18 protein-coding genes and 1 pseudogene are annotated in these 21,207 nt (G+C 68.0%); 12 read left to right on the top strand and 7 right to left on the bottom strand.

Annotation, left to right across the window (positions count from 1 at the left end; translation table 11 throughout):
- Positions 1-120 precede the first annotated feature (120 nt).
- Both ACZ4EF_RS20615 and ACZ4EF_RS20610 read left to right on the top strand, forming a co-directional pair.
- Positions 121-2,385 (top strand): hypothetical protein, encoded by a 2,265-nt coding sequence (locus ACZ4EF_RS20615; protein ID WP_467505867.1) that lies wholly within the window; start codon positions 121-123, stop codon positions 2,383-2,385.
- A gap of 215 nt (positions 2,386-2,600) precedes the next feature.
- Positions 2,601-3,227 (top strand): hypothetical protein, encoded by a 627-nt coding sequence (locus tag ACZ4EF_RS20610; protein WP_467505865.1) that lies wholly within the window; start codon positions 2,601-2,603, stop codon positions 3,225-3,227.
- A gap of 45 nt (positions 3,228-3,272) precedes the next feature.
- Here ACZ4EF_RS20610 and ACZ4EF_RS20605 read toward each other — a convergent pair whose 3' ends face one another.
- The 3 genes from ACZ4EF_RS20605 to ACZ4EF_RS20595 form a co-directional block, all read right to left on the bottom strand.
- Complete coding sequence (locus tag ACZ4EF_RS20605; protein WP_467505863.1) at positions 3,273-3,893, bottom strand: hypothetical protein; 621 nt, start codon at positions 3,891-3,893, stop codon at positions 3,273-3,275.
- A gap of 184 nt (positions 3,894-4,077) precedes the next feature.
- Complete coding sequence (locus tag ACZ4EF_RS20600; RefSeq protein WP_467505861.1) at positions 4,078-4,296, bottom strand: antitoxin MazE7; 219 nt, start codon at positions 4,294-4,296, stop codon at positions 4,078-4,080.
- A gap of 231 nt (positions 4,297-4,527) precedes the next feature.
- The gene (locus ACZ4EF_RS20595) at positions 4,528-5,430 is read right to left on the bottom strand and encodes an AAA family ATPase (RefSeq protein WP_467505859.1); all 903 of its coding nucleotides are present in this window, start codon (positions 5,428-5,430) and stop codon (positions 4,528-4,530) included.
- A gap of 650 nt (positions 5,431-6,080) precedes the next feature.
- Here ACZ4EF_RS20595 and ACZ4EF_RS20590 point away from each other — a divergent pair.
- From ACZ4EF_RS20590 to ACZ4EF_RS20565, 6 genes and pseudogenes are all read left to right on the top strand, one after another.
- A complete protein-coding gene (locus ACZ4EF_RS20590; RefSeq protein WP_365392470.1) occupies positions 6,081-6,326 on the top strand; it encodes a hypothetical protein in 246 nt (81 codons plus the stop codon).
- A 263-nt stretch (positions 6,327-6,589) separates the two neighbouring features.
- Positions 6,590-7,234 carry a ribonuclease FAU-1 family protein gene (locus ACZ4EF_RS20585; protein WP_467505857.1) on the top strand — a complete coding sequence of 215 codons (645 nt, stop codon included), beginning with the start codon at positions 6,590-6,592 and terminating at the stop codon, positions 7,232-7,234.
- Positions 7,235-7,402: 168 nt separating this feature from the next.
- Complete coding sequence (locus ACZ4EF_RS20580; protein ID WP_467505855.1) at positions 7,403-7,852, top strand: hypothetical protein; 450 nt, start codon at positions 7,403-7,405, stop codon at positions 7,850-7,852.
- An 847-nt stretch (positions 7,853-8,699) separates the two neighbouring features.
- Positions 8,700-8,952 (top strand): annotated as a pseudogene (locus ACZ4EF_RS20575) (helix-turn-helix transcriptional regulator).
- Positions 8,953-9,115: 163 nt separating this feature from the next.
- Positions 9,116-10,114 carry a DUF6083 domain-containing protein gene (locus tag ACZ4EF_RS20570; protein ID WP_467505853.1) on the top strand — a complete coding sequence of 333 codons (999 nt, stop codon included), beginning with the start codon at positions 9,116-9,118 and terminating at the stop codon, positions 10,112-10,114.
- On the top strand, positions 10,111-11,619 hold the full coding sequence (locus ACZ4EF_RS20565) for a UvrD-helicase domain-containing protein (RefSeq protein ID WP_467505851.1): 1,509 nt from the start codon (positions 10,111-10,113) through the stop codon (positions 11,617-11,619). The genes ACZ4EF_RS20570 and ACZ4EF_RS20565 overlap by 4 nt, the downstream gene beginning before the upstream one ends.
- 346 nt (positions 11,620-11,965) lie before the next feature.
- On the opposite strand, the gene ACZ4EF_RS20560 is transcribed toward ACZ4EF_RS20565, so the two are convergent.
- The gene (locus ACZ4EF_RS20560; protein WP_467505850.1) at positions 11,966-12,151 is read right to left on the bottom strand and encodes a hypothetical protein; all 186 of its coding nucleotides are present in this window, start codon (positions 12,149-12,151) and stop codon (positions 11,966-11,968) included.
- 224 nt (positions 12,152-12,375) lie between these two features.
- Between ACZ4EF_RS20560 and ACZ4EF_RS20555 the strand changes: the two genes are divergently transcribed.
- The 4 genes from ACZ4EF_RS20555 (at position 12,376) to ACZ4EF_RS20540 (ending at position 18,311) form a co-directional block, all read left to right on the top strand.
- Positions 12,376-13,218: a hypothetical protein gene (locus ACZ4EF_RS20555; protein ID WP_467505848.1), complete on the top strand. Its 843-nt coding sequence runs from the start codon at positions 12,376-12,378 to the stop codon at positions 13,216-13,218.
- Positions 13,215-15,476, top strand: coding sequence for an SsgA family sporulation/cell division regulator (locus ACZ4EF_RS20550; protein ID WP_467505846.1), 2,262 nt, complete (start codon positions 13,215-13,217; stop codon positions 15,474-15,476). Before ACZ4EF_RS20555 ends, ACZ4EF_RS20550 begins: the two co-directional genes overlap by 4 nt.
- A gap of 317 nt (positions 15,477-15,793) precedes the next feature.
- Complete coding sequence (locus tag ACZ4EF_RS20545) at positions 15,794-15,931, top strand: hypothetical protein (protein ID WP_467505844.1); 138 nt, start codon at positions 15,794-15,796, stop codon at positions 15,929-15,931.
- Between the two features lie 403 nt (positions 15,932-16,334).
- Entirely contained in the window at positions 16,335-18,311 is a 1,977-nt protein-coding gene (locus ACZ4EF_RS20540; RefSeq protein ID WP_467505843.1) for an AAA family ATPase, read from the top strand.
- A 100-nt stretch (positions 18,312-18,411) separates the two neighbouring features.
- Here the strand turns inward: ACZ4EF_RS20540 and ACZ4EF_RS20535 are convergent, their stop codons facing one another.
- The 3 genes from ACZ4EF_RS20535 to ACZ4EF_RS20525 all read right to left on the bottom strand — a co-directional run bounded on the left by ACZ4EF_RS20535 (position 18,412) and on the right by ACZ4EF_RS20525 (position 21,016).
- Positions 18,412-18,672, bottom strand: coding sequence for a hypothetical protein (locus ACZ4EF_RS20535; RefSeq protein WP_467505841.1), 261 nt, complete (start codon positions 18,670-18,672; stop codon positions 18,412-18,414).
- A gap of 497 nt (positions 18,673-19,169) precedes the next feature.
- Entirely contained in the window at positions 19,170-19,946 is a 777-nt protein-coding gene (locus tag ACZ4EF_RS20530) for a hypothetical protein (protein ID WP_467505839.1), read from the bottom strand.
- A complete protein-coding gene (locus ACZ4EF_RS20525; RefSeq protein ID WP_467505837.1) occupies positions 19,943-21,016 on the bottom strand; it encodes an ATP-binding protein in 1,074 nt (357 codons plus the stop codon). The genes ACZ4EF_RS20530 and ACZ4EF_RS20525 overlap by 4 nt, the downstream gene beginning before the upstream one ends.
- Positions 21,017-21,207 lie beyond the last annotated feature (191 nt).

The raw sequence follows: 21,207 nt of genomic DNA, 5'->3' as shown, positions 1-21,207 counted from the left end.
GATCTCATCGGCATGGTTTCGCTCGGCGCATGCCGGAGGACGGCCGGATCTGCTGACGGCCCGCCGGGTGTCGGTGCCTGCTTCTAGGCTCGGTACCACTGCCGGTTTTGGGGAGGCTTGGTGCTGGGTTACTCGTTAACGCCTGATGTTCCGCTTGGTCCGTTCGAGGGCACGCGGGTGACGGTGTACGCGGCCGGGGGCAAGCAGGCGAAACTGCACGCCGTAAGGAAGTGCAGCTATCTGCGGGGACGCGAGGCGGAGGCACTCCGGGTGCTGCTGGATGCGTCGGTGGTCGGCAGGCTGTGCACGCACTGCGCAGCCGGCGGACCTCGGGTGCGGCGGGAGACCGGCCTCGGGATTTTCCTGGAGGCACTGGGCGGCCTGGGCCTGCTGTACCAACTCGGCTCCTATATCGGGGCGGACGAGAACGAGGACTGGGACCACGAGGAGGTCGAGGCGGCCGCCACACTGCTGCACTCCGCACCGCCGGACCCTGATGTCGAGGATGACGACGATGCTGATGACGTCAGCGAGGCCCGCCAGGAAGCTGAACGGCTGCGGGACGGGGTGCTGGCCGAGTGGCGCAGCGCTGCGACGAGCCTGCACCAGGCCCGGCAGGCAGTCCTTGCTTTTCCCTGGCTCGGGCAGTGGGCCCAACCGCGGCTCCTGGTGAAAGAGCAGTATCTGGCTGCCCTGCGCGGCCAGGGGGCGCTATTCGTTGATCGGGCGGGACTGCTCACCGCCGCCGCGGTGGCCGCCATGGAAGACCCGCAACTGCCCTACGACGACGAGGCGTTCACGGTCCTGGGCACGGCGGCCGACATCACCCGCGGACTGCGTTCACTGTGGGGGAGATGGCAGCGGGAGGCCGCGGACGGCTGGGACCACCCGGACAAGCACTCGTGGATCGTCCACTACCTCTTCGACGGCATCAGCAGCAGGCGCAAGGGCCGCGACCAGGCACTGGCCGGCGCCGAGGTCCTCCTCGCTACCTGGGCAGACCGCGCGCAGCAGACGGCCGCGTCCGCCGGGGCTGCCCCGGAGGTCCTCGTGTCCGTGACACTTCCCGACGCGGCAGAAGAGGAGCCGCACGCGCGCGGCCGAGAGTGGCTCGACAGTCTCGGTACATGGGAGTTGGGGGTGCTGGTCAGCTACCTGGAGGACGCCGACTGGGGTCGTGGCATGGTGACCGTGCGCGTCCCCGAACTTATCGCCGACCGCCTGCTCGACCGCCGTTCGGCACTCGCCTGCACACCACACCAGGCCGCGCCCAGCAGCACCGCGGACGCGGACAGCGACCGGCCCGCGACCGCAGCAGATGGCCCCATCGGTCCGGGGATCTTCGACGACACCCCCATCGCCGACCGCCGCCCGGTCACCGCCGCCCACCTGCAAGCACTGCGCGCTGCCTCGGGCAATGCCGACCAGCTCTATCTGGTCTTCTCCGCCGAACAGGGAGCCGAGGTAGTGCCCCTGAGCGCTCTGGAGAAGCGCTGCACGAAGGGATGGCAGGGAATCATTGTCGCCGGTGCGTCCGACCTGCCGGATCACCTGATCGAACCGTGGAAGACCCCCACAGCCGACGAGCCCGATGACGCATCCGACCAGGCGCACCCCTCCGCCGCGTATATCCGTGACCACAGTGATCCGTCCTTCGGCGGGCATCTTGGCGTCGACGATGGTCTACAGGCCATGGAGCGCCGGTCGTACTCCGACCGCGACCGGGAACACCGCCTTCGCTGCCTGGCCATGGCACGCGGCGTGAAGGACCTGCGCACCCTCGACGGCGGCTACGACAGGGACGGCCGCCGTTCCCCCGCCTTCCCGTACGCGGTGTGGCACGGCCTGCTTGCCATGTCCACCATCGACCTCAAGCCGTTCCGGGCCCCCAGCGAGGATCGCTGGAGCAGCGGTTCCGGTATTCCGCTGGCCCCCCTGGCCGATGTCCAGATCTACACCACCAACGCCGACCCGCTCGTCCAGGGCAAAGGCCATTCACCGGATTGCCGGCACGCTGGCGACCGCGGCGTCAGCCGCCACGACGACGTGCTGACACTCGGGCAGCTTCTGCGGATCGAGGGTATGCACTGGTGCGGCAAGTGCGGCGGCTACGCCGTCCGTCGCCTGACCTCCGGGCAGGTGTCCTACTACCGGGCCGCACACCGCCTGCACTACATCGCCACCACGCTGCGCGGTGAGAGGCATCGCACCCGCTACCCGCTCGACACCAGCACGCTGATATCCGAGCTGGATGAACTGGCCGCCTGGCGCCTGGAGGATGTCGGTACCTCCGTGACGGTCGCGGACACCTGGCGGTGGAAGGAGATCGTGGACAGCCTGAGCGCCAAGGCACACGCATGGGATCGGGACCAGGCACCGCAGTAGATGACGGCGGACCGTTCTGGCCGGGGCGGGGGAATGCCTGCCGGCCCTCGCTGCCTGAAGGCGGAGCCTGCGGGAACAGGCGCTCTACCGGCCGCAGCAGACGGCAAAGCCGCCAGCGCTGCCCCTGGACGTCTTCTCCGCGCTGACGAGGAGATTGAACTGCTTCGGGACGCGTCGGCCCCGGATTGTCGCAGGTGGTTCGTAGACTCGCAGCCATGACCGAGAGCACCTACACCGCGGCATGGGTTCCCTATGAACCGGGCGTCGACTGGGACGAGCACGCCGGGCGCTTGGCGGCGGATTGGGTGCGTGAGCAGGCAGCCGGGCTGGGGGTCAAGCCTGTGCTGGTCACCGAGTCCCAGGCCCAACAGACGATGGGTCCCGATGTGATCAGGGCATTTGCTGCTGCCCACCTGACGGTCACGCGCAAGGGCGGGACAGCAGGCGGATATTGCGGGGCTGTGCTCGCATACGTGCCTGATTTCCCCGACATGGACCTCGCCAGGCAGCATGCCCGCGGGTACGCGATGGCCGTGGTCGAGCACTCCGCGACGCCGATGATCGGCTGGGCGATGCAGACCGGCGCCCTGGACCTGCGGACAGGCCGCATCACCCAGGACACCCGCACCTCCGACCAGATCACCGCCCTCAAGGCCCTCTACACCAACGGCAACAACGGCTGGGCCGATGACTTCGGGGCCGCGGGAGCCCGACGGGTCCTTGCCGAACTGCCGACCGCGGACAGGCCTGACCGGGATGTGATCGCCGGATACATGACCGCCCGAGGCAAGCACGTCGAGGCCATCACCCGGCTGATGGCCATCGTCGACGGGACGCCGTAGGACACCGCAGGTCACCGGCTGAGGACGCGAGGTCCTCACCGCCGGCTATTCGACGGCAGGCGTTCCGGGAAAATCACCGTCGGCCGGCCACGCCGGCAGAGCACCGCGGTGCGGCTCGAGACGGTGCAGTTCCCGCAGGCTACGGACGCGGGCGGCCGCCTCGTGGAGGGCCTGCTCGGGCGACCACATACGGAAGCCGCCGAAGCGCTCCGCCATCTGCTGTGCCTTGTTCAAAAGGCGCCGTTCACGGGTGACGAAGCCCAAGCCCCCGTACCGGATGGAGATGGAGACATGCATGGCGTCACGGATGTGATTCCTCCGTGCGGTCGTCCGGTCCGCGTTGGGGAAAAGGACGGCGAAGACGTCATCCATGCGGATGCGGTCCTCTTCGCTGCCCCAGACAGCAGAGTCCCAGCGAGAGTGCCCCCACACCATGGGCCCGAGAGCTTCCGGGTACTCGGCGCTGGCCTCGGTGAGGTCCGCCCATTTCTCGGCCGGCGCGTCGGCGAGTTCCGTGTCCATGGTGTCGGTCCGCTGGAGGTTGATCCACCCCTCTTCGCGGAGGCGCCTCAGGCATGCGGACGCGTCATCGGCGGCATCGATGATGTGGGTGTCTATGTAGAGGGTGAGCCCGGTGAGGTTGTACGGCTTCGGAGCAGCGGTCATGCAGGGAACCGTAGGCCCCGGTCGTCCGGCGGAACCGGAGAACCAGCTCAGCCCGTTGCGCTCGCCGACGTCGGTCTGGCCGTATGCGGATGAGAAGTGCGCTCTTCGCCGGATGCAGTCACGAAATGATGGGCCGTCACTTCTTGACCAGCAGTTTCAGGGGTCACGCCGGTGCGGGGGCCGTTTACGGCAGGCCTCCGAAATCCTGGTCGAAAGCCTCAGCGATTCCGGGCTCGCTGACAGTGCGCCTGAAGATCGCGGTGGCGGTATCCAGCCGCTCCGCCCGCTCAGCGTCGTCCACCAGAGCGGCGACGTACGAACGCATCGTCAGACCGCGCGCCCGGGCCAGAGCCTCCAGCCGGTCCCGGGTGGCTACGTCGATCTTGAGCGTCGTGTCTTTCATGCCTGCCAGTATGGCGCTGGGCACTTGGCGGAACGTGCTGCGGGCGATGTCCCGGCCGACTCCTGGTGGGGGGCACCCCCTTTCGGGCTCTTCGGCGTCGGCCCGGGCGGACATCTGCCCGGCGTGCATGCTGCCCGCAGGCGACGACGGTGCCGGTGACAGGAAGAAGCCGAGTACGAGGGCTGCGCCGGTCTCGGCGATGGCCCCGCCAAGAGGCGGGAAGCGGTCTGGCTACTGGGGCGGTGCGTAGTCGCGGCCGATGTTGATGTCGTCGAGGAGTTCACGGGTGATGGCCTCGGACTTGTTGTCGATGGCTTCCTGGGCTGCCTGGCAGATGAGGTGGTTGAGGCTGTCGATGTAGCCGCCGGTGCGCTGGTGCAGGTACTCGCTGAGGCTGACCAGGCTGCCTTTGGCGTGCTTGAACAGGCGCAAGTCGTCGTCGAAGGCGCTGACGACGCTTTCCCACTGCCCGGGGTCCTTGGGGCTGTAGGGGATGCGGTTGACCCACAAGATGGGCAGTTCGCTGTCGTAGCTCGGGCGCCTGCCTGCGGATGTGACGGGCAGGGCCGCGCGCCGGGAGTCGTTGCGGGCGTCCTGGACGATGTCGCTCGCGCCGGTACCGCAGTAGATGAGCGTGGCCTGAGTCTGGTCCTGCAACGCCTGGAAGTAGTCGAATGCGGTACGCATTTCCGCTTCCCGGATGCGTTCGACACCGTCGATGAGGACCAGCCGTGTGCTGCTGTGCCGCATGACATGGGTGATGGCGATGGTCATGTCGGTGCTGCGGTAGTCCTCACGGCCCCGACCGGTGGGGCGGGTGTGGTCCAGGCCGAGGTATTCGGCAAAGGGCAGGGACCAGTGCAGGGTGCTGTCACGGTTGGCCGGGACGTTGACGTAGAGGACCGGGATCCGGTCGGGATCGGGGCCGGACATCTGCTCGATCAGGCCCTGGTGCCCGCGGCCGATCAGGGCCAGCAAGGTGGATTTGCCGGCGCCGCGCTCACCGTCGATCACGATGGTGAGGGGCCGGCCGACGGAGCGGGACCGTCCTGCGCGCAGCATCCGCCGGGCGTCGAGCAGGCCCCGGCGTAGTCCCGGGGTCATGACCGGCAGCATCTCCGTGTGGTACGACATCCGCCGGTCGTCTGGTGGTATGCGTTTTAACCAGACGTCTGCTTGACATATGCAGCAGATAAGGGGTCACATACGGGAGTTGTTGATGCCCGAAGGACGGGTGTTGCGCATGGGATCTGATGGCCGCAAGCGGACGTCCTTCCTCCGGTGCTTTCCGCGGAGTGATGGCGACGCTCGCGCCGACCTGCCCATAGGCAGGGCCCGTTGCCGGACCTCTGAAGCGAGAACGTGGAGGGTTCCTTCCCGTCAGACCCGCGGTGCGGGTGGGCCCTTGGGGGTAACGGCTCTCAGGCTGTGCCAGCCGTGGTCCCGAGGTGGCGATTCGTGGCGACCGGCGTAGCGATGCGTGATGACTGCAAAATAGGCAGCAGTTACGCTGTTTTCTGCTTGACGATTACGGGTAAGAAGGGTGTACTGGGTTCACTGCAAGAAGCGGTGCGGGACCGTGGGAACCCGTGGGAGAACCGGGGGGCTGCAGGCGGCGGGGTGCCGGCCTGCGGCCGGCAACCCGATGTGGGGAGGGGCATGCCGCGGGGTGTGGCTGCCGTGTCCGGGTTGTCAGGGGGGAACCGCCACATGCAGGCATGTGGCCCGTCTCCGTGCGCGGTTGGGCCGCGTGCGGTGCGACGAGATTGAGGGAAGCGTAGAAGATGACTGCCAGTACAGCATCCACCCGGCGTGAAACAACCACCGCAGAACGCGTGACGGTCAACCTCAGCGCCCGTTCGTCCGCGGCCCTGGAGACAGCGTCCGGCCTGTCGGGCGACACCAAGACCGACACCATCAACCGTGCCATCCAGGTCTACGCCTACCTCGAGGAGATGGCCAGCCGCGGCGGGGAGCTCTACGTGCAAGAGCCCGGCGAAGCCTCGCCCGTACGGCTGCGCTTCTTCTGATCCCGACGGCAGTCCTGGCACGTCAGGCCGCCGCGGCCACGCCCTCACAGGGGCGTGGCCGCGGCGGCCTCGTCGTGGCGCCGACCGTAGTGAAGGAGCGCGCTGGCAAAGAGCGTTGGCGCTGTTGACGTCATTGCAGTGTGTGGGCGCGACCTTCGATTCATCCGTCTCCGAACGTCGCTGTGGGCGACGGTCGGCGCGACCTTGCGGGGTATGTCTGCCCTGTAAATCGGAGATGCTGATGAGGGCGAAGGGGGCCAACGGTGCGTGATTTCGGGGTGGGAGAGTCGGTGGTGCGCAGGGATGTGCTGCATGGCGGGGGTGTGTGGAGCGAACTGGCGCTGCGGGTGGTTGCCGACACGGGGGAAGCATTGGTGACCGCCTGCATGCCGGGAGCTGAGGCACGGCTGCCTACCTTGTATGCCAGATCCCGCCGTGTCGGGGGTGAATCGGTACGGGCTGAGGCGTTCGCGGCGATGGCGGCCGGACGGTGGGAGCTGGAGCACGGCGTGTGGCAGGAGACCGAGCTGCTGCTGTGGAAGCCGCCCGGCGTGTGGTTCAGCATCAACGCCTTCTACACCGCTTCGGGGATGCGCAACTGGTACGTCAACTTCGAGCGCCCGATGGCCCGGACCACGCGCGGGTTCGACACGTTCGACCTCACCGTTGACCTGGTGATCGACCCCCACCTTGAGCGGTGGCACTGGAAGGACGAAGACGAGTACGCGCATGTCCGCCGCCTAGGCATCGTGACCGACAGCGAGCACCGCGCGGTGGACGCTGCCCGCGCACAGGTCCTGGCGATGCTCGCAGACCGCTCCGGCCCATTCGCTGATGCCGCCGCCTGGAGGTCCTGGCGGTGGAACCCGCAATGGCCCGCGCCGCGCTTGGGTACTGACCTGGCGTAAGCCAGAGGCCGGGAGCGATCGGTGCTAATGCCCGTGTGACGCTCAAACCGCAGGCGTTCCACCACGGTTGGGTGCAAGAGAAGACTGAGGCTGCCGAGCGGGGGTCGAGTGAGCAAGTGGGGTCCCGTCCCCGGGGCCCTTGCGCTTTGCTGGGTACAGGGGGGTGCTATGGCAGACGACACGGATGTTCTCCTCGAGCTGTGGAAGGGCCAGCGTGAGGAGGCCCACCAGATGGAGAACCAGCGGGCGGCTCTCACGACGGTGGTGATTGCCGTTGCCGCCGCGGGATTCGGCTTCCTTGCGCAGCAGGGAACCCTTCGTACGTCCTCGCTCGGGATCACTATGCCGATGTTCTTCCTCGGAGCATTCGGCGCCGTGGCGTGCGCCAAGTACGCAGAACGATGGGCGGTCCACTACGGGCAGGCCAGCGCTCTGCAACGAGCAGTGGAGCTGCGGCACGGATCGCTGAACCTGCCTGCCCTCGTCGCGGCGAATCGAGCAGAACACCTGGCGGAGTTCCCGCGCATCGCGAAGGTGAAGATCTGGGTGCTCTGGGTCGGACTCCACACGGGAATCTCCATCGGCGGACTGGTCTTGAGTCTCCTGGTCCTGGCGTGAGGGCATCGAACAGGCTGCTGTTCCGAAGATCAATCCCGATGGGACTGGGCGTATACGGCAAGCGCCGTGGGCTCACCTCGACCACAAGCTGGCGGCCGACCGCCTTGGCGGGCCAGCCCGACCAGGGGCACCGGCTTCACGTACCGTCCGCGTGCGGAAGGCAGCCCCCCTGGCAGGTGCCGTCCTGCGCATGGCAGAACGGGCAGGCACTCTCCCAGACAGCTGGCTGCTCTTCCTCGGCGTCCGCGCGTGACGTGGCGGACGGGAGAGAGCAGCGGGCGGCTGCGGGGGGAGCGTGGTGGGGGACCGGCGCGGTATGGGGTGTGGTGACGGTGCACTGGTGGCACAGGTCGGCCAGCCGCCAGGTGCCCGCGCTGGGACTGCGGACCAGGGCGAGCAGGATCGGCCCGGAGCAGCCGCGGGTACGGCCGTGCCAGGGGCAGCCGCGGCGGCCGCACTGGCAGGTGCGCAAGTGCGGGGGCGTGACGTCACGGCGGGCGTGCCGGGCCAGATGACGCAGAGCGGCAGTGCGAAGCGCCCGGTCGGGGAAGCGCGGGAGAGGCCCGCACGTGTGGCACACCGCGGCCGGCGCCGCGAAGCGCGTGCAGATGTCGACCGTCCAGATGCGCTGGGGAAGGGAATCGGCCCGGACGGGCTCCATTGGGTGTCCTCCTGACTCGTCGTGCCCGCGGCGGTCGGCGCCGGGATGCGGCTGCCGGGTGATCGGCACCGGAGCGCCGACACCGTAGTGCAGAGCCCTGCCCTTGTGCAGAGTTCCCTCGCCTGCCAGCAAGTAGGGCAGAGGTCTGCACTGACAGTGCAGTGGTCTGCACCATCGGATGGACGGGTGACGATCTACCCGCCCGACCCGGACTTCGACGCCCTCCGCATGGAGCTGGCGCGGCGACGGGCGGACCTACGACCAACTCGCCGAGCGCACCGGCCTGTCCCGCCGCACGCTCATCGAAATCGAGCAGGGCCGCACCATCGGCACCCTCAACACCTGGCACGCCCTCGCCCACGCCCTGGGCATCTCCTTCGACCAGCTCCTCGGCAGCATGTGCGCCGGCCACGAACCGCCCGGCCCGCCCACCGTCTAGAACCCGCCTGCGCCGCGGCGGCCGGCACCCGGGCAGGAGACGCGGTGCGCGGTGTAGCCGAAGCGGTGACTGGAAGCGAATAGGTGTCCGGACGTCAGAACTCCCGTGCGGATGATGCCGTCCGGGCGGGGGACAGGTGCGGCCCCGGTCCGCAGGACGCGGCGTGTCGGCTGACATCTTCACCGCCATGCACCCCGCGAACGATCCCCGCCGCCGGTGGGACGGCAGCACACCCCGCTCCCACCACCCCCGCGTCCTACGGGTGGCCGCCGGCAGCCCCAGCCGCCTGCTGCGCACCGCCCAGACCAGTACCTGCCGCCACTGCGGCAACCGCATCGAGTGGTACCCCCGCGCCGATCACCAACGCCCCGTCGCCCTGCACCCTCGCAAACTGCCCGCGGCCGCGGTCCCATCCCGCTGCCGCTGGCACGTCGGCGCAGGCATCGCCCACCCGGCCGGCGACGGCAGCACCTGGTGCCGCATCCCGCACCATGTCCTGTGCCCCGGCCGGGAAGCCGACCCCGTCCTGGCACCGCACCTGGCCCTGCTGCGCCGCGAACTGGCCGTGCGCACCCGCCGCCTGATCGACACAGGCGCGTTCACCCCACTACCCGCCCACGCCCCGCTACCGTCCCCCGCTGACCGTCGCCCGGCACGCCCGGTCGTGCAGATCCTCGGCATCCGCTACCTCGCCCGCCACCCGGTCGAGGACATCCGCTGCGTTTGCCAGACCCGGCGCCGCGCCCGCTGCCCCCGTTCCGTACTTGCGCCCGGCCAGCCCGCAGGCACCTGGTCCCTCCAGCCCGCCGCAGCAACCACCTGCCGTGGACAACTGGCCCTGCCCGAGACGGCAATCGCCGTCTACGACCTCACCGCGCTCCCGTACACCGAGCAGTTGCGCTGGCGCACCCAACGCTGCCCGGCCCACGCCGCCACCAGTAGCGCCGCCGACCTCGCCCTGGCCGACTGGGAGCCCTTCGACCCGTTCACCCACCGCCAGCACACCCACACACGTCTGCCCGCGCCCGCCGACCGGCCCGGACCCGCCCACGTGAAATCACGACTGCTCCCACCGCGCCCCGGCCTCAGCGCAGTGCGGACCCCACGCACCACCGGGCACGCCCGGGGAACTGCGACCTCATCGTCCAGGGAGAGCACGTGACCACCCCGACCGATGAACAGGCCGCCGCCTTCGACGCCTTCCGCTCCGGCGAGCACCTCGTCCTGCAGGCAGGCGCCGGCACCGGAAAGACCACCACGCTCGCCCTGCTCGCCCACGGCACCACGCGCCGCGGCCGCTACCTGGCCTTCAACAAAGCAATCGCCCTCGACGCCGCTATGCGCTTCCCGCGCACCGTCACCTGCAAAACCGCACACGCCCTCGCTTTCGCCCACACCGGCCACCGCTACGCCCACCGCCTGTCCGGCCCCCGCCAGCCCAGCTGGCGCGCTGGCCAGACCCTGGGCATCACCAAACCCCTGCGCATCGGCGACCGAGACCTGTCGCACAACGCCCTCTCCGCGACCGTGCTGCGCACCGTCACCCGCTACTGCCACTCCGCCGACCCCGCTATCGCACCGGGCCACGTCCCCCGCCTGCGCGGTCTCGAAGCCTGCGACCTCCACCGCCAACTCATCGACGTCCTGCCATTCGCCCACAAAGCATGGGAGGACCTGCAGCGCACCGACGGCACCGTGGTGCGCTTCGAACACGACCACTACCTCAAACTGTGGGCACTGTCGCAGCCGGTCATCGCGACCGACTTCCTCCTGCTCGACGAAGCCCAGGACACCAACCCCGTCGTCGAACAGGTCTTCACCGCCCAGCGCGATCACGCCCAACTCGTCATGGTCGGCGACTCCGCCCAGGCCATCTACGGCTGGCGCGGCGCCCGCGACGTCATGACCGGCTTCCCCGGCACCGTCTTGTCCCTGTCACGGTCCTTCCGCTTCGGCCCCCGCCTGGCCGACGAGGCCAACCGGTGGCTGGCCATCACCGAAGCACCCATCCGCCTGACCGGCTCGCCCGCTATCCCCACCGACCTCGGCTCCGCCGCCCGCCCCGATGCGGTGCTGTGCCGCACCAACGTCGGCGCCATGGCAGAAGTGATCACCCTCCTTGGTCAAGGCTGCTCCGTAGCGCTGGCCGGGGGAGGAGACGCCTTGCGTGCCCTGGCTACCGCCGCCCGCGACCTCAAGGAAGGCCGCCGCACCGGCCACCCGGAGCTCTTCCTCTTCCGCTCCTGGGGAGACCTTCACGACTACGCCGAGCACGACCCTGCAGGCGGCGACCTCCAGCCCTTGGTCGACCTCATCGACACCCACGGCCTCGACACCCTCCTGGCCGCGCTGGGCCAACTCGCCGACGAGCCCCACGCGCAGGTCACCGTCTCCACCGCGCACAAGGCCAAAGGCCGCGAATGGCCTGCCGTGAAGATCGCAGACGACTTCCGCCCACCGAAGGACACCGACACCCGCGATGAGACCGGGCGCCCCGTACCCGGCCCCATCGACCTTGACGAAGCACGCTTGGCCTACGTCGCCGTGACCCGCGCCCGCACCCTCCTCGACCTCGGAGGGCTGGGCTGGATCCGGGACCACCCCGACGGCACACCGCCGTTGGATCCCTGTCCTGCGCCGACCTCACCTGCACCGCTGAACGTCTGACGAGTGCCATCGAGGCTCGGTCGGCAGGAACGCGCCGGATCGTCGGCAGGTCGCCGGGTGGACAGTGCGATGTTCACGGCAGCTGTGCCCGCGCCCGTGCCCCCCTGCGTGGATCTCCTCGCCGGAGTCAGCCGCAGACCCCTTTGGAGGAGTTCCGTGCCCGGGCTTTGCCCAGGGCCGGTAGCTTGCCGGTGATGCTGATCGCTCGGCCCCAGCGGCGCGATCGTCCTCATCGTCGGCGTCTGCCCGGTGCTCCGCGGCGCCACGCCATCACCGGGCCGTGCTGCCGACCGTGGGGGGGCGCCGGTGAGAGGCGGGGCCGGCCGCGCTCATTGCCGTGCGCCGGTCAGTTGATGATCGAGTTGAAGAACATGATCGCGGCGGCGAAGGCACCGCCGCCGGTCAGGACGCCGCCTGCGACGGTCCCTCCGGCCAGGACGGCCAGGGTGCCGGCGCCGAGTGCGGTGAGGGCGCCGAGCAGGAGGATGATGGCCGAGCGCTGGTCGAGGAGGGGTCCGCCGGGTTGGCTCACCGTCAGCTCCGTTAGGTCGGGGACGGATTGCCGTCCCGTTGGTGTCTGGTGCTGAGGGTGTAGGGGGCGGGACCGCATCTCCCCACGTGTGACATGGATCACGCTAATTCGGGGGAAAAGCCGGCTCCGGAGCGTGGGGAGAACGCCGCGGGCGCGCCTATGACCCTTGAACGTGAGGCCGACCCGCAGCATCTTGGGAACCATCGCGAGGCAAGGGAGCCACCGTGCTGGATGAGACGACGGACGACAGCGCTCCCGCCGGTCATGACCCAGTACCCCTGGACCAGGACCTGCAGGACCTGCCGTACGTGCCGGGCGCGGCCTTGCGCGACTTGGAAGACACGCTGACAGGGGCGGTCGGCGCGGAGGACGCGCAGGCGCGCGCCCGTCGACGGCAACACGAAGCCGTACTCGTCGAGCAGATGCGGGCGGATGGCTTCGCCGGCCCCCGCTACGACCGGATGATCGCCCGGCTGACGGAGTACAGCTACGGCGTCCTGGTGGCGTGGAACGGCAACAAGACGATCTTCAGGAAGTCCCGGCAAGCCGGCCGCCCGGTCCCGCCGGAGAAGATCACTTACGACTGGGACTCCGATGAACGCCGGGACGTCGCAGTCGACACGATCATCAACGGCGCGCGGATCTTCCGCGAGCATGGCCTGGTCCGGGGGCGATGGCACCCCGACGGCGGAGCGGGGCTGCCGACATACTTCGTCGGCGCGGCCGTTCTGGCCTTCCGCCCGGTTTACCTGCGCTGGTACAACGCCCGGGAGGAAATGCGGGCCGCACTCGAGGCCGCCCGTGGCGAGAGCCCGGGCAGCCTGCTGGCCGGAATCCCCGACCAGCGTGCCACCGATCCGCAGGACGCCGCCGAGTTCAGTGACCTGATCGCCCGACTCGCCACTGCCAACGGACAGACCCGCAGTGGCCTGATCTTTCACACTCAGGGATACACCCAGCGCGAAGCGGCAGTGATGGTCGGGCTGTCGCCCCGGGCGTTTGAGGGACGCATGCGGCGACTGCGCCGCAAGATCGACATCGACCCGGGGGAAGAGGGAGCACGATGACCGTCCGCAACGAGCGGCTCGAGGTTGTGGCCGCGACCGACGAATACGACGACTTCGATGCCCTGCTCGATGCTTCCAGCCTGGGCGCTCCTCATGTCGCCGCTGTACGCGAGACCGTGCCGGAGACGATGCGCGAGCACCTGCGGGCCGCCCTTGCCGCCTCCCGCAACGACCCGGCCGGACCGGGGCTGCGGACCGGGATGTCCGACGCATCTGGCGCCCCCCTCCCGCAGACGCAGATCGACGCCGCCGACCCCGCACTGGACGACGAACACCTCGTCGGGCCCGGCTTCGGGACTGACCGCTCCACGGTCACGATGGAGGGTGTGCGCAACGCCGGCGATCGGAACCAGGCTGACGTCTCGTCCGACAACGGGGAGCCCCCGCCGGTGACCATCACCTTGTGGTGCACCACGGGATCGGGCAAGACCGAGAGCTTCGCGAGGCAACTCATCGACTGGATCTTGGACGACGTCATGGCATGCCGTCGTCGCGTGCGGGTCGTCATGCGCGACTCCACCTACTTCGACAGCGTGTGGTCCGCTTTCCGGGACGCGCCGGAGGGCCGCGGCGCGGCGAAGTTGGTGGCTGACCGGAACCGCGATGAACTGGTCCGCGAGTTGCGCCTGGCGCGCGCGGAGGCCGGCATGACCCAACGCGAGGTTGCCCTGGTGCTGGACTGGTCCCTGTCCAAACTGATCCGTATCGAGACTGGCGCGCTGCTGGCGTCGCAATCCGACCTGCGCCAACTGCTGGACTTCTACGGGATCAAGGACGCTCCGCGCGAGCGCATGCTCCGTGGGGCTGAGCGTGCTGCGGCTGGGCGGACGCGTTGGTTCGACAAGTTTCCGGTGGACGCTCGGCCGCTGCCGTGGTGGCTGTTCGAAGGAGGACAAGACGAGCAGCCGTGCGACCTCGAGGGCTTCGCCCGGGTCACGGCGGTCCGACAGCAGGTGGGGCGAGGCGATGACGTTGCGTCCGGCCGCATGGCCGGCGGTCCCGGAAGCGACCGTCGGGAGGACAGCACTTGGCTGCTGCCGACGCATCTGTTTTCTTCCGGGAGCGCGCGGGGCGACAGCACCAGCCGGCCGACACGAAGCAGCACGATGCACAGGAACGTGCTGGAGGTCGGGACAGGACACTGGCACGAGGACCTCGCACTGCGAGCGGGCACCTGGTCCCGGCGCGCAGAGCACTGGCTGGGCTCTGTCCGAGACCGACTGGGACACTGCCCCCACGAGGCCACGGTGCGAGGATCCCTGACCTTCGATGAGCTCTGGGGTCACAAGCTCGTCCGCGCGTATCTGGCTCTGCTCACCAGCCCGGAGAGTGCGGCGGGCATCGCTGTCCTGTCGGGCGACGGGAGGCTGGATACCGGGGGACTCGGGCCTGCGAACCAGTGGCACGCTGCCCGACGACACCAGGGGAACGGAGCCGAGGCGGCATGGGCAGACCGGGCGGCGGTCCCCGTGCCGTACCGGCGGCAGGCGGCTGCCATAGCGGCGTATGTCGCCGGCGCCCTGGCCGAACCCGAGAGCGTGTGGGCAGCGGCGAGCAGGGCCCGCTGGCCGTCCGGGGTCGCCGATCCGCGAGTACGAGGTGACAGCCCCTTCCTCCGGCCCATGGCGGTCATGGGCTTGCCACCGAATCTTGCGGCGCACTCCCACGCGCGGTGGCCCGCCGCAGGAACGCCTCCCGAAGCGTTCCGCTCTGTCGCCCTCACACACACCTGGGACGAGCACGCCACCGGCACGCAAACCGCCCGCGGCGCTGAGCGGCTGTGCGCGCCGAGGGAACGCCGCCAATCCCGGCGTCGGCGCGACATCGACAGTGAGATGACGGCGCGGTTGCTGAACGGGCGGGGGCATACCGAGGGGATCCGGGTCCGACTCCTCTACAAGGCCGCCGATCCCTACGCGGTGTGCCTGGTCTTCGGCACCTCCCGGGGTGAGGTGGTGTGGAATCTGTCCCGGGATCTCCTGGCGGAGGCGCTGGAGCGGCGAGCGGGAACCGGTGACGTGATCGCCTGGAGCCAGGACGACAGCCACAGCTCTGCGGAGGATCGCAGCACCTTCTTGATGCTGCGGGCACAGGGCCGCATCGCCGTGGTGGCGGTGCCCCGCGAGCGTTTGCGCGCGTTCCTCGCACGGACATGGGCGGTCGTCGCAGCAGGGGGGGAGTTTGAGGTGTGCGCGGTGGAGATGCAAAGCATCGAGCAGGATCTGTCCACCGCTGCCTGGGCACCGGACCGCAGCTGACATCCATCCGCATCGGGGGAAGCAGAGTCAGCCGTGGCCGTACTGCCGGGGACCAGACCGGTGGTCACCGCGGAGCGTGACCGCCTCCTGGGAGTACACTCCAGCCCCTGCCGATCGTCGCGGCACCACAAGGCGGTCACGCAGGTGAGGCGTTAGGGAGATCGCGCCTGGATTGCCGGCGGTTGACTGCTCCGGACCGTGACGCCGCGGGAGCGGCGGCCAAGGGCCGGGGCCGTCGGTCAGGCAAGCCAGTCCATGGCTTTCATCGCGGCGACGACCAGCCGGCTCGCGTCGGGATGCGTCGGCGTCCTCAACTTGTGAGCCATCTTGTCATCGCCACCCTTGAGCAGGGGTCGGTCGAGGACCGCTTCTACCGCTCCTTGAAGGAATCAGCCGAACGCAGGATCGAATGGTCCGTACGGGAGGACACCGAACCCGACCACCGCGCCTGGTGACGGGACATCGCCGCCTCGCAGGCGGCGGGCGCCCTGCGAGACGGCTTCGCCCGAAGGTACAGGGCCAGGGCTCGTCAGCGCTCCTTCCAGGCGCTGTCCCGAACAGCCCCGCACCGGTGCCCCGGCCGTCTCCTGTCCGCCCACGACCGTGAAGCGCGGGTCGGCAACGGCACTGTCGGCAGGACCGAGGCGGTGGCCGGTCACTGTGTGCTGCCACGGCCTGGCCGGTCTGCCCACGCCGCCTGGCCGTGGCCACCGCCACGGCGGTTCTGCCAGCCGCTGTCAGCGGCTGGATCCATACTGGCCGATTAAGCCACAACACGCGGTCCGGTCAGTCCCGTTGGTACAGGTCGCACGCTGTGTGGAGAAGACAGGGGCAATGCGGCCCTTGGAGGGGAGTGCCATGCTGGTGACGTCGGTTGAGATCGAGGCGTTCCGCAACATCACGAACAAGCAGACCATGGATGTCGACCCTGAAGTCACGTGCCTGATCGGCAAGAACGAGTCAGGCAAGACGACGATTCTCAAGGCTCTGCATCGGCTGAACCCAGCCAACAACGCGGACGACTTCCACGTCACCACCGACTACCCGCGGCGGCACCTGTCCAGGGACCGACGCTCCAAGAACCTCGACAGGCTCGCCCCCGTGACGGCCACGTTCGCGTTGGAAGCCCCGGATATCGACGCGATCGAGGAGGTGGTCGGCGTACGCCCGCCGGCAGGTACCTACGTCACGGCGTCACGCAGGTACGACAGCAGCCTCCGGGCCGAGGTCTACTGCGGCCTGGCAGATGTCCTGAGCCACGTCTTTGAAGAAGTCGGTATCGACAACACCGACGACCGCGAGGGCATCGCCCGGGACTGCCTGAGCATCACACAGGTGAGCGCCGCGGCGAAGGCATGGGCCAAGGAAGTGGGCGGTGGCACCAAGACCGCCCGAGTCAAAGCGATCGAGAAGGTGCCCACCGAGCTCGCCCGCTACGCGCAGTACGTCGAAGACGACCTCACCAGCGAGCAGCATGAGCAACTGATCGAGTTGCTTCCCCGGTTCTTCTACTTCTCCACCTACGAACTGCTTCCCGGCGAGTGCGACCTCCACGCGCTTGCAGAACGTACGAAAACCCGGCAGTGGGAACGCGGAGACGAGACCATGACGTCCCTGCTCCGTCTCGCCGGCGAGGGACCGGAAGACTTCCTGGACGAGGACTACGCCAGCCGCAAGGCCGAACTCCAGGCCGCCAGCTTGGACCTGAGCGATCAGGTCTTCGAGTACTGGAAGCAGAACGACGCCCTCACGGTCGTCTTCGACACCGACTTGATCCCCATGCCACCGGACCCCAACGGACAGCCGCAGAACCACCACCGGCTCCTGAAGATCGAGCTGCGTGACGACCGTCACGGCGGTGTGGAGACCAACTTCTCCACCCGCTCCACCGGCTTCCAGTGGTTCTTCTCCTTCCTCGCTGCGTTCAGCGCCTACCGTGACACCGAAGAGCGAGTTGTGGTCCTGCTCGACGAACCGGGCACCAGCTTGCACGGTGAAGCCCAGGGCGACTTCCTCCGATACGTCTACGGAGAACTCGGACCCAAGCAGCAGGTCCTCTACACCACGCACTCCCAGCACATGATCGACCCCACGCGGTACGAGACCATGCGCGCCATCCATGACCAGGCGACTCGAGAAGACTCGGGCCTGGGCGTGGTCATCACCTCGGTCAGCCTGTCCGCAGACCCCAAGACGATCCTGCCGGTGGAGGCGGCACTGGGATACTCCGTGTCGCAACACCTGTTCCTCGGAGCCGGCCCCCTCCTGGCGGTGGAAGGCAGCAGCGACTTCATCTTCCTCATGCGCATGTCGGACTACCTGATCAGCCAGGGCCGAACCGGCCTCGATCCGCGACTGGCCATCATCCCCGTCGGCGGCATCGGCAATATGCCTGCGTTCGTCGCCGTCATGGGACGCCGACTGTCCGTCCGCGCGCTCATCGACGGAGCCGAGACCACCAAGGTGACCACCAAGGTCCTCAGCGCTGCCCAGGCTGCCAATGTCGACGCCAGCCACATCACTGTCATCGGTCAACTCGAAGGACTCCCGGAGACGGCCGACATCGAGGACCTGTTCTCCGCCAAGGACTACCTTTGGCTCCACAACAAGGCTACCGGGGTCACCATCAACGAGGCAGACCTGATCAGTCCGGACAAGCCTCTCCCGATTCTCAAGCGCATCGGGATCGCGCGAGAAAAGCAGAACAAGCCCCGGGACTTCGATCACGTCGGACCCGCACACCAGCTCACCCGCGACAGGGACGCTTTCTTTGAGCAGGTCGACGACGAGACTCTCGACCGCTTCGAGACAGTCTTCCAGAAGCTCACGGCCTGACCCTGCCGACAGCGGGAGGCCCCGGAACTCCTCAGCGCAGTCCCGGGACCCCACGCATACCGGACCCGGCCAGCATGGCAACCCCCGCAGGCAACTGGCATCACGCCCACTCCATCCCCAGCTCCCGCAGCGCCTCCACCTGCCCAAGGAGAGCTTGCCGCGGCGCGGCGGCTTTGGTGTTGGAAACCCACACGCCGAGCTTTACGACCACCGGCTCAGCTTGGTCGTCGACGGTGATCTGTTCGCTGAACCGCGGTACCGTCCGGCCTGCGCCTTCCCGCTCGCCCCATTGGGACTGGGTTGTCAGGCCACGCTCGAACGCCAACCGCGCCTTGCCCGCCCCCTTGCCCGCGGTCTTCACCGCGGGGGCGGCAGATGGCGCATGGGCGGGGCCAGAATTAGGAATACGAAGAAGGTGCGGCCGTGCCGCCTTGGGCGGTAGAAAATGGCTGTGCAGCAGTCGCTGCGGCCTGGGTGGTGGTCAGCCGCCATACCTGGCCCGGAACCACCACGCGAGGAACGCGACCAGGGAGGTTCCCGCCCCGTAGGACAGGCCCTTCAGGAACTGATGCGCCATGATGCGACGGCGTCGCGCCAGACCGGACGCTGCCCCGCGCATCCAGCCGCTGAGTGTTCGGGCCGGGTGTGACCGCGGACGCGCGGGATCAGGGGACTTCACTGTTTGACTCCTCGGCGTGATCGGATATGCGTGTCCTGGCAGATCCGGTTCGCGGGGCACGATGCACCGTGCGTGGAGCCGGTTTAGGGCACATATACAGCGTGTCGATCACGGCCCGTTCGGGCTAGGACAAATGTCCCTCCTGCGCCTCGGGAGTCTGACTTCGCCGACGCAAGCCTTTACGGGTATTCGGCCCTGACCGCCTCGTCCAGGAAGAATTGCCAGTTGCTCGCGACGTAGCGGACCAAGTCGACGAAGGGCGTGCGGCTTTCCACCAGTCCTACGTCAAACTCCATGAGACCTGCATACATTTCGGGGATCAGTCTGCCAACCGTGCGCGGAGCGTAGCCGGCAAGCCGGCCGATCTCTTCCCGTGTGGTTGCACCAAGGGCGACGGCTCGCCAGATGGCTCTCTTGTTCTCTTCCTGCATCAGGATCCCGCTGGTGGTGCGGGCGTTGTCAGCCGGTAGGTAGGGGTTGATGACGGGGTCGACGTATGTGCGGCCGTGGGCGGCTTCCCGCGCGGTCTTCTCGAGGATGTCCAGTCGCCCGTTTCCCGGACTCTTGGAGCAGTAGCTGCGTACGCCGAGGTTTTGATAGGCGTACAGGAGGTGGAGCCGCCGGTTGGCCTCGCCGGATGTCCAAACTACTACCGGGACCGCAGGTGTACGGGCGTGCAGGCTGCGGATCGCGGTGAGGCCGCTGATCAGCAGGGTGTCCTTCCGGATCGAGAGATTCTCGGAGCGTCTGAGAGCGTCGAAGGACCTGTTCAGGTGCTCGTAGAGGAGATCGACAATCGCTACGTCGAATTGCTCGGTGTCCAGGAGCGTGTCCAGGTTGACTGGGTCGTGCAAGGTCGTGACCTCGTGGCCGTACTCGCGATGCAGCTCTCTGCTCACGGTGCCGGCCAGGAGGTCTGCATCCTCGATGAGCAGGATGCGTAGCCCATGTCTCATGTTGCCTTCTTGCTTTGCAGTGGAATGGTCAGTTGCATGACTGTGCCGCACGTGTCTGCGCTGGGCGCGGTCAGTTCGCCGCCGATAGACCGGGCGGACGAACGCAGGCGGTTCAAGCTGCGGGCCTCGTCCTCTAAAATTCCGTCGGGCAGGCCCGGACCATTGTCTGCAACCTCTATGGAGATTCGGTGGCGACTGATATGGCAGGCGATGTCGACTGCCGTTGCGCCATGGTTGGCCGAGTTGGACAGAAGGTCGCCCAGGCTGCGCGAGATGAGGATGGCGACCGGCCGGGCAACGGATGCCGGGCCCACGCGCGGGGTGGAGCCGATGTGCAGCACGCCGGAGAACGTGCGGATGCGTTCGCTGAGGAGAGTCGCTAAGGGCACCTGTTCCCGAGTCAGGAGCAGCTCGACGCGATAGTTGCTGACTGCTTGCTCGAGTTCGTTGAGCTTTTCCTGGACGCGTCGCGGGTCGTTGAGGTCGGCACGGATCGACGCGATACCGGACTTCACGTGGGAGTGGATGAAGTCGAAGAACTCGGCGAAGTTGTCCTGCTGGACCTCGATCTGCTTTTCAGCGGCGGCCACACACATCTTACTGATGGCCATGCCGAGGATGTAGCCGACGGAGAGCCACATCACCGAGATCGCTGCCGAGGCAACATACAGACCTCGAACTTTACCGTTGTTGGCATAGACCAGCAGAAGGAAGACCAGGAAGTAGGCAGCGAGCGCTGCCCACTCGACGCCGCGCCGCCACCGGATGACGCTCGGCGGCGGCCAAGGATAGTAGGCGACGAAGAGCCACATCGGGGCCGAGTAGTTGCATCCGGGCACGCACAGGATCGATCTGCCATATGTCCCCGCATCGGACATGACCATGAGGAGTCCGTTGATGAGCAAAGTCTGCAAGGGGTATGCCAGGGTCCACCATCCCCCGCGGGCCAAGGGACCGTACCCGGCGAAGTAAAGGGGAGCGAGCGCCAGATGGACCACGGCCAGGATGGCCACGATCGTATTGCCGTTTCCTCGATACGGATCGAAGATCGAACTGACGAACAAGGTCATTGACTGGAACACAGGCCCGGACCATTCAAGATTCCCGACCATGTATCTGATGGTGGTTCTGCTCAGCTGCTCGCGGTCCGCTAAGCGACGGATCTCTGCATGAGTAGTCAAGGCACCTTCCAGGACGAGACAACCACTCTCCGCGGTCGCACCAGGTAACCCAGCCCTACAACCAAAGAACTTTGGGTGTC

Source organism: Streptomyces sp. NPDC025721 (assembly GCF_055558595.1).
This window is presented reverse-complemented; position numbering and strand designations above follow the sequence as displayed.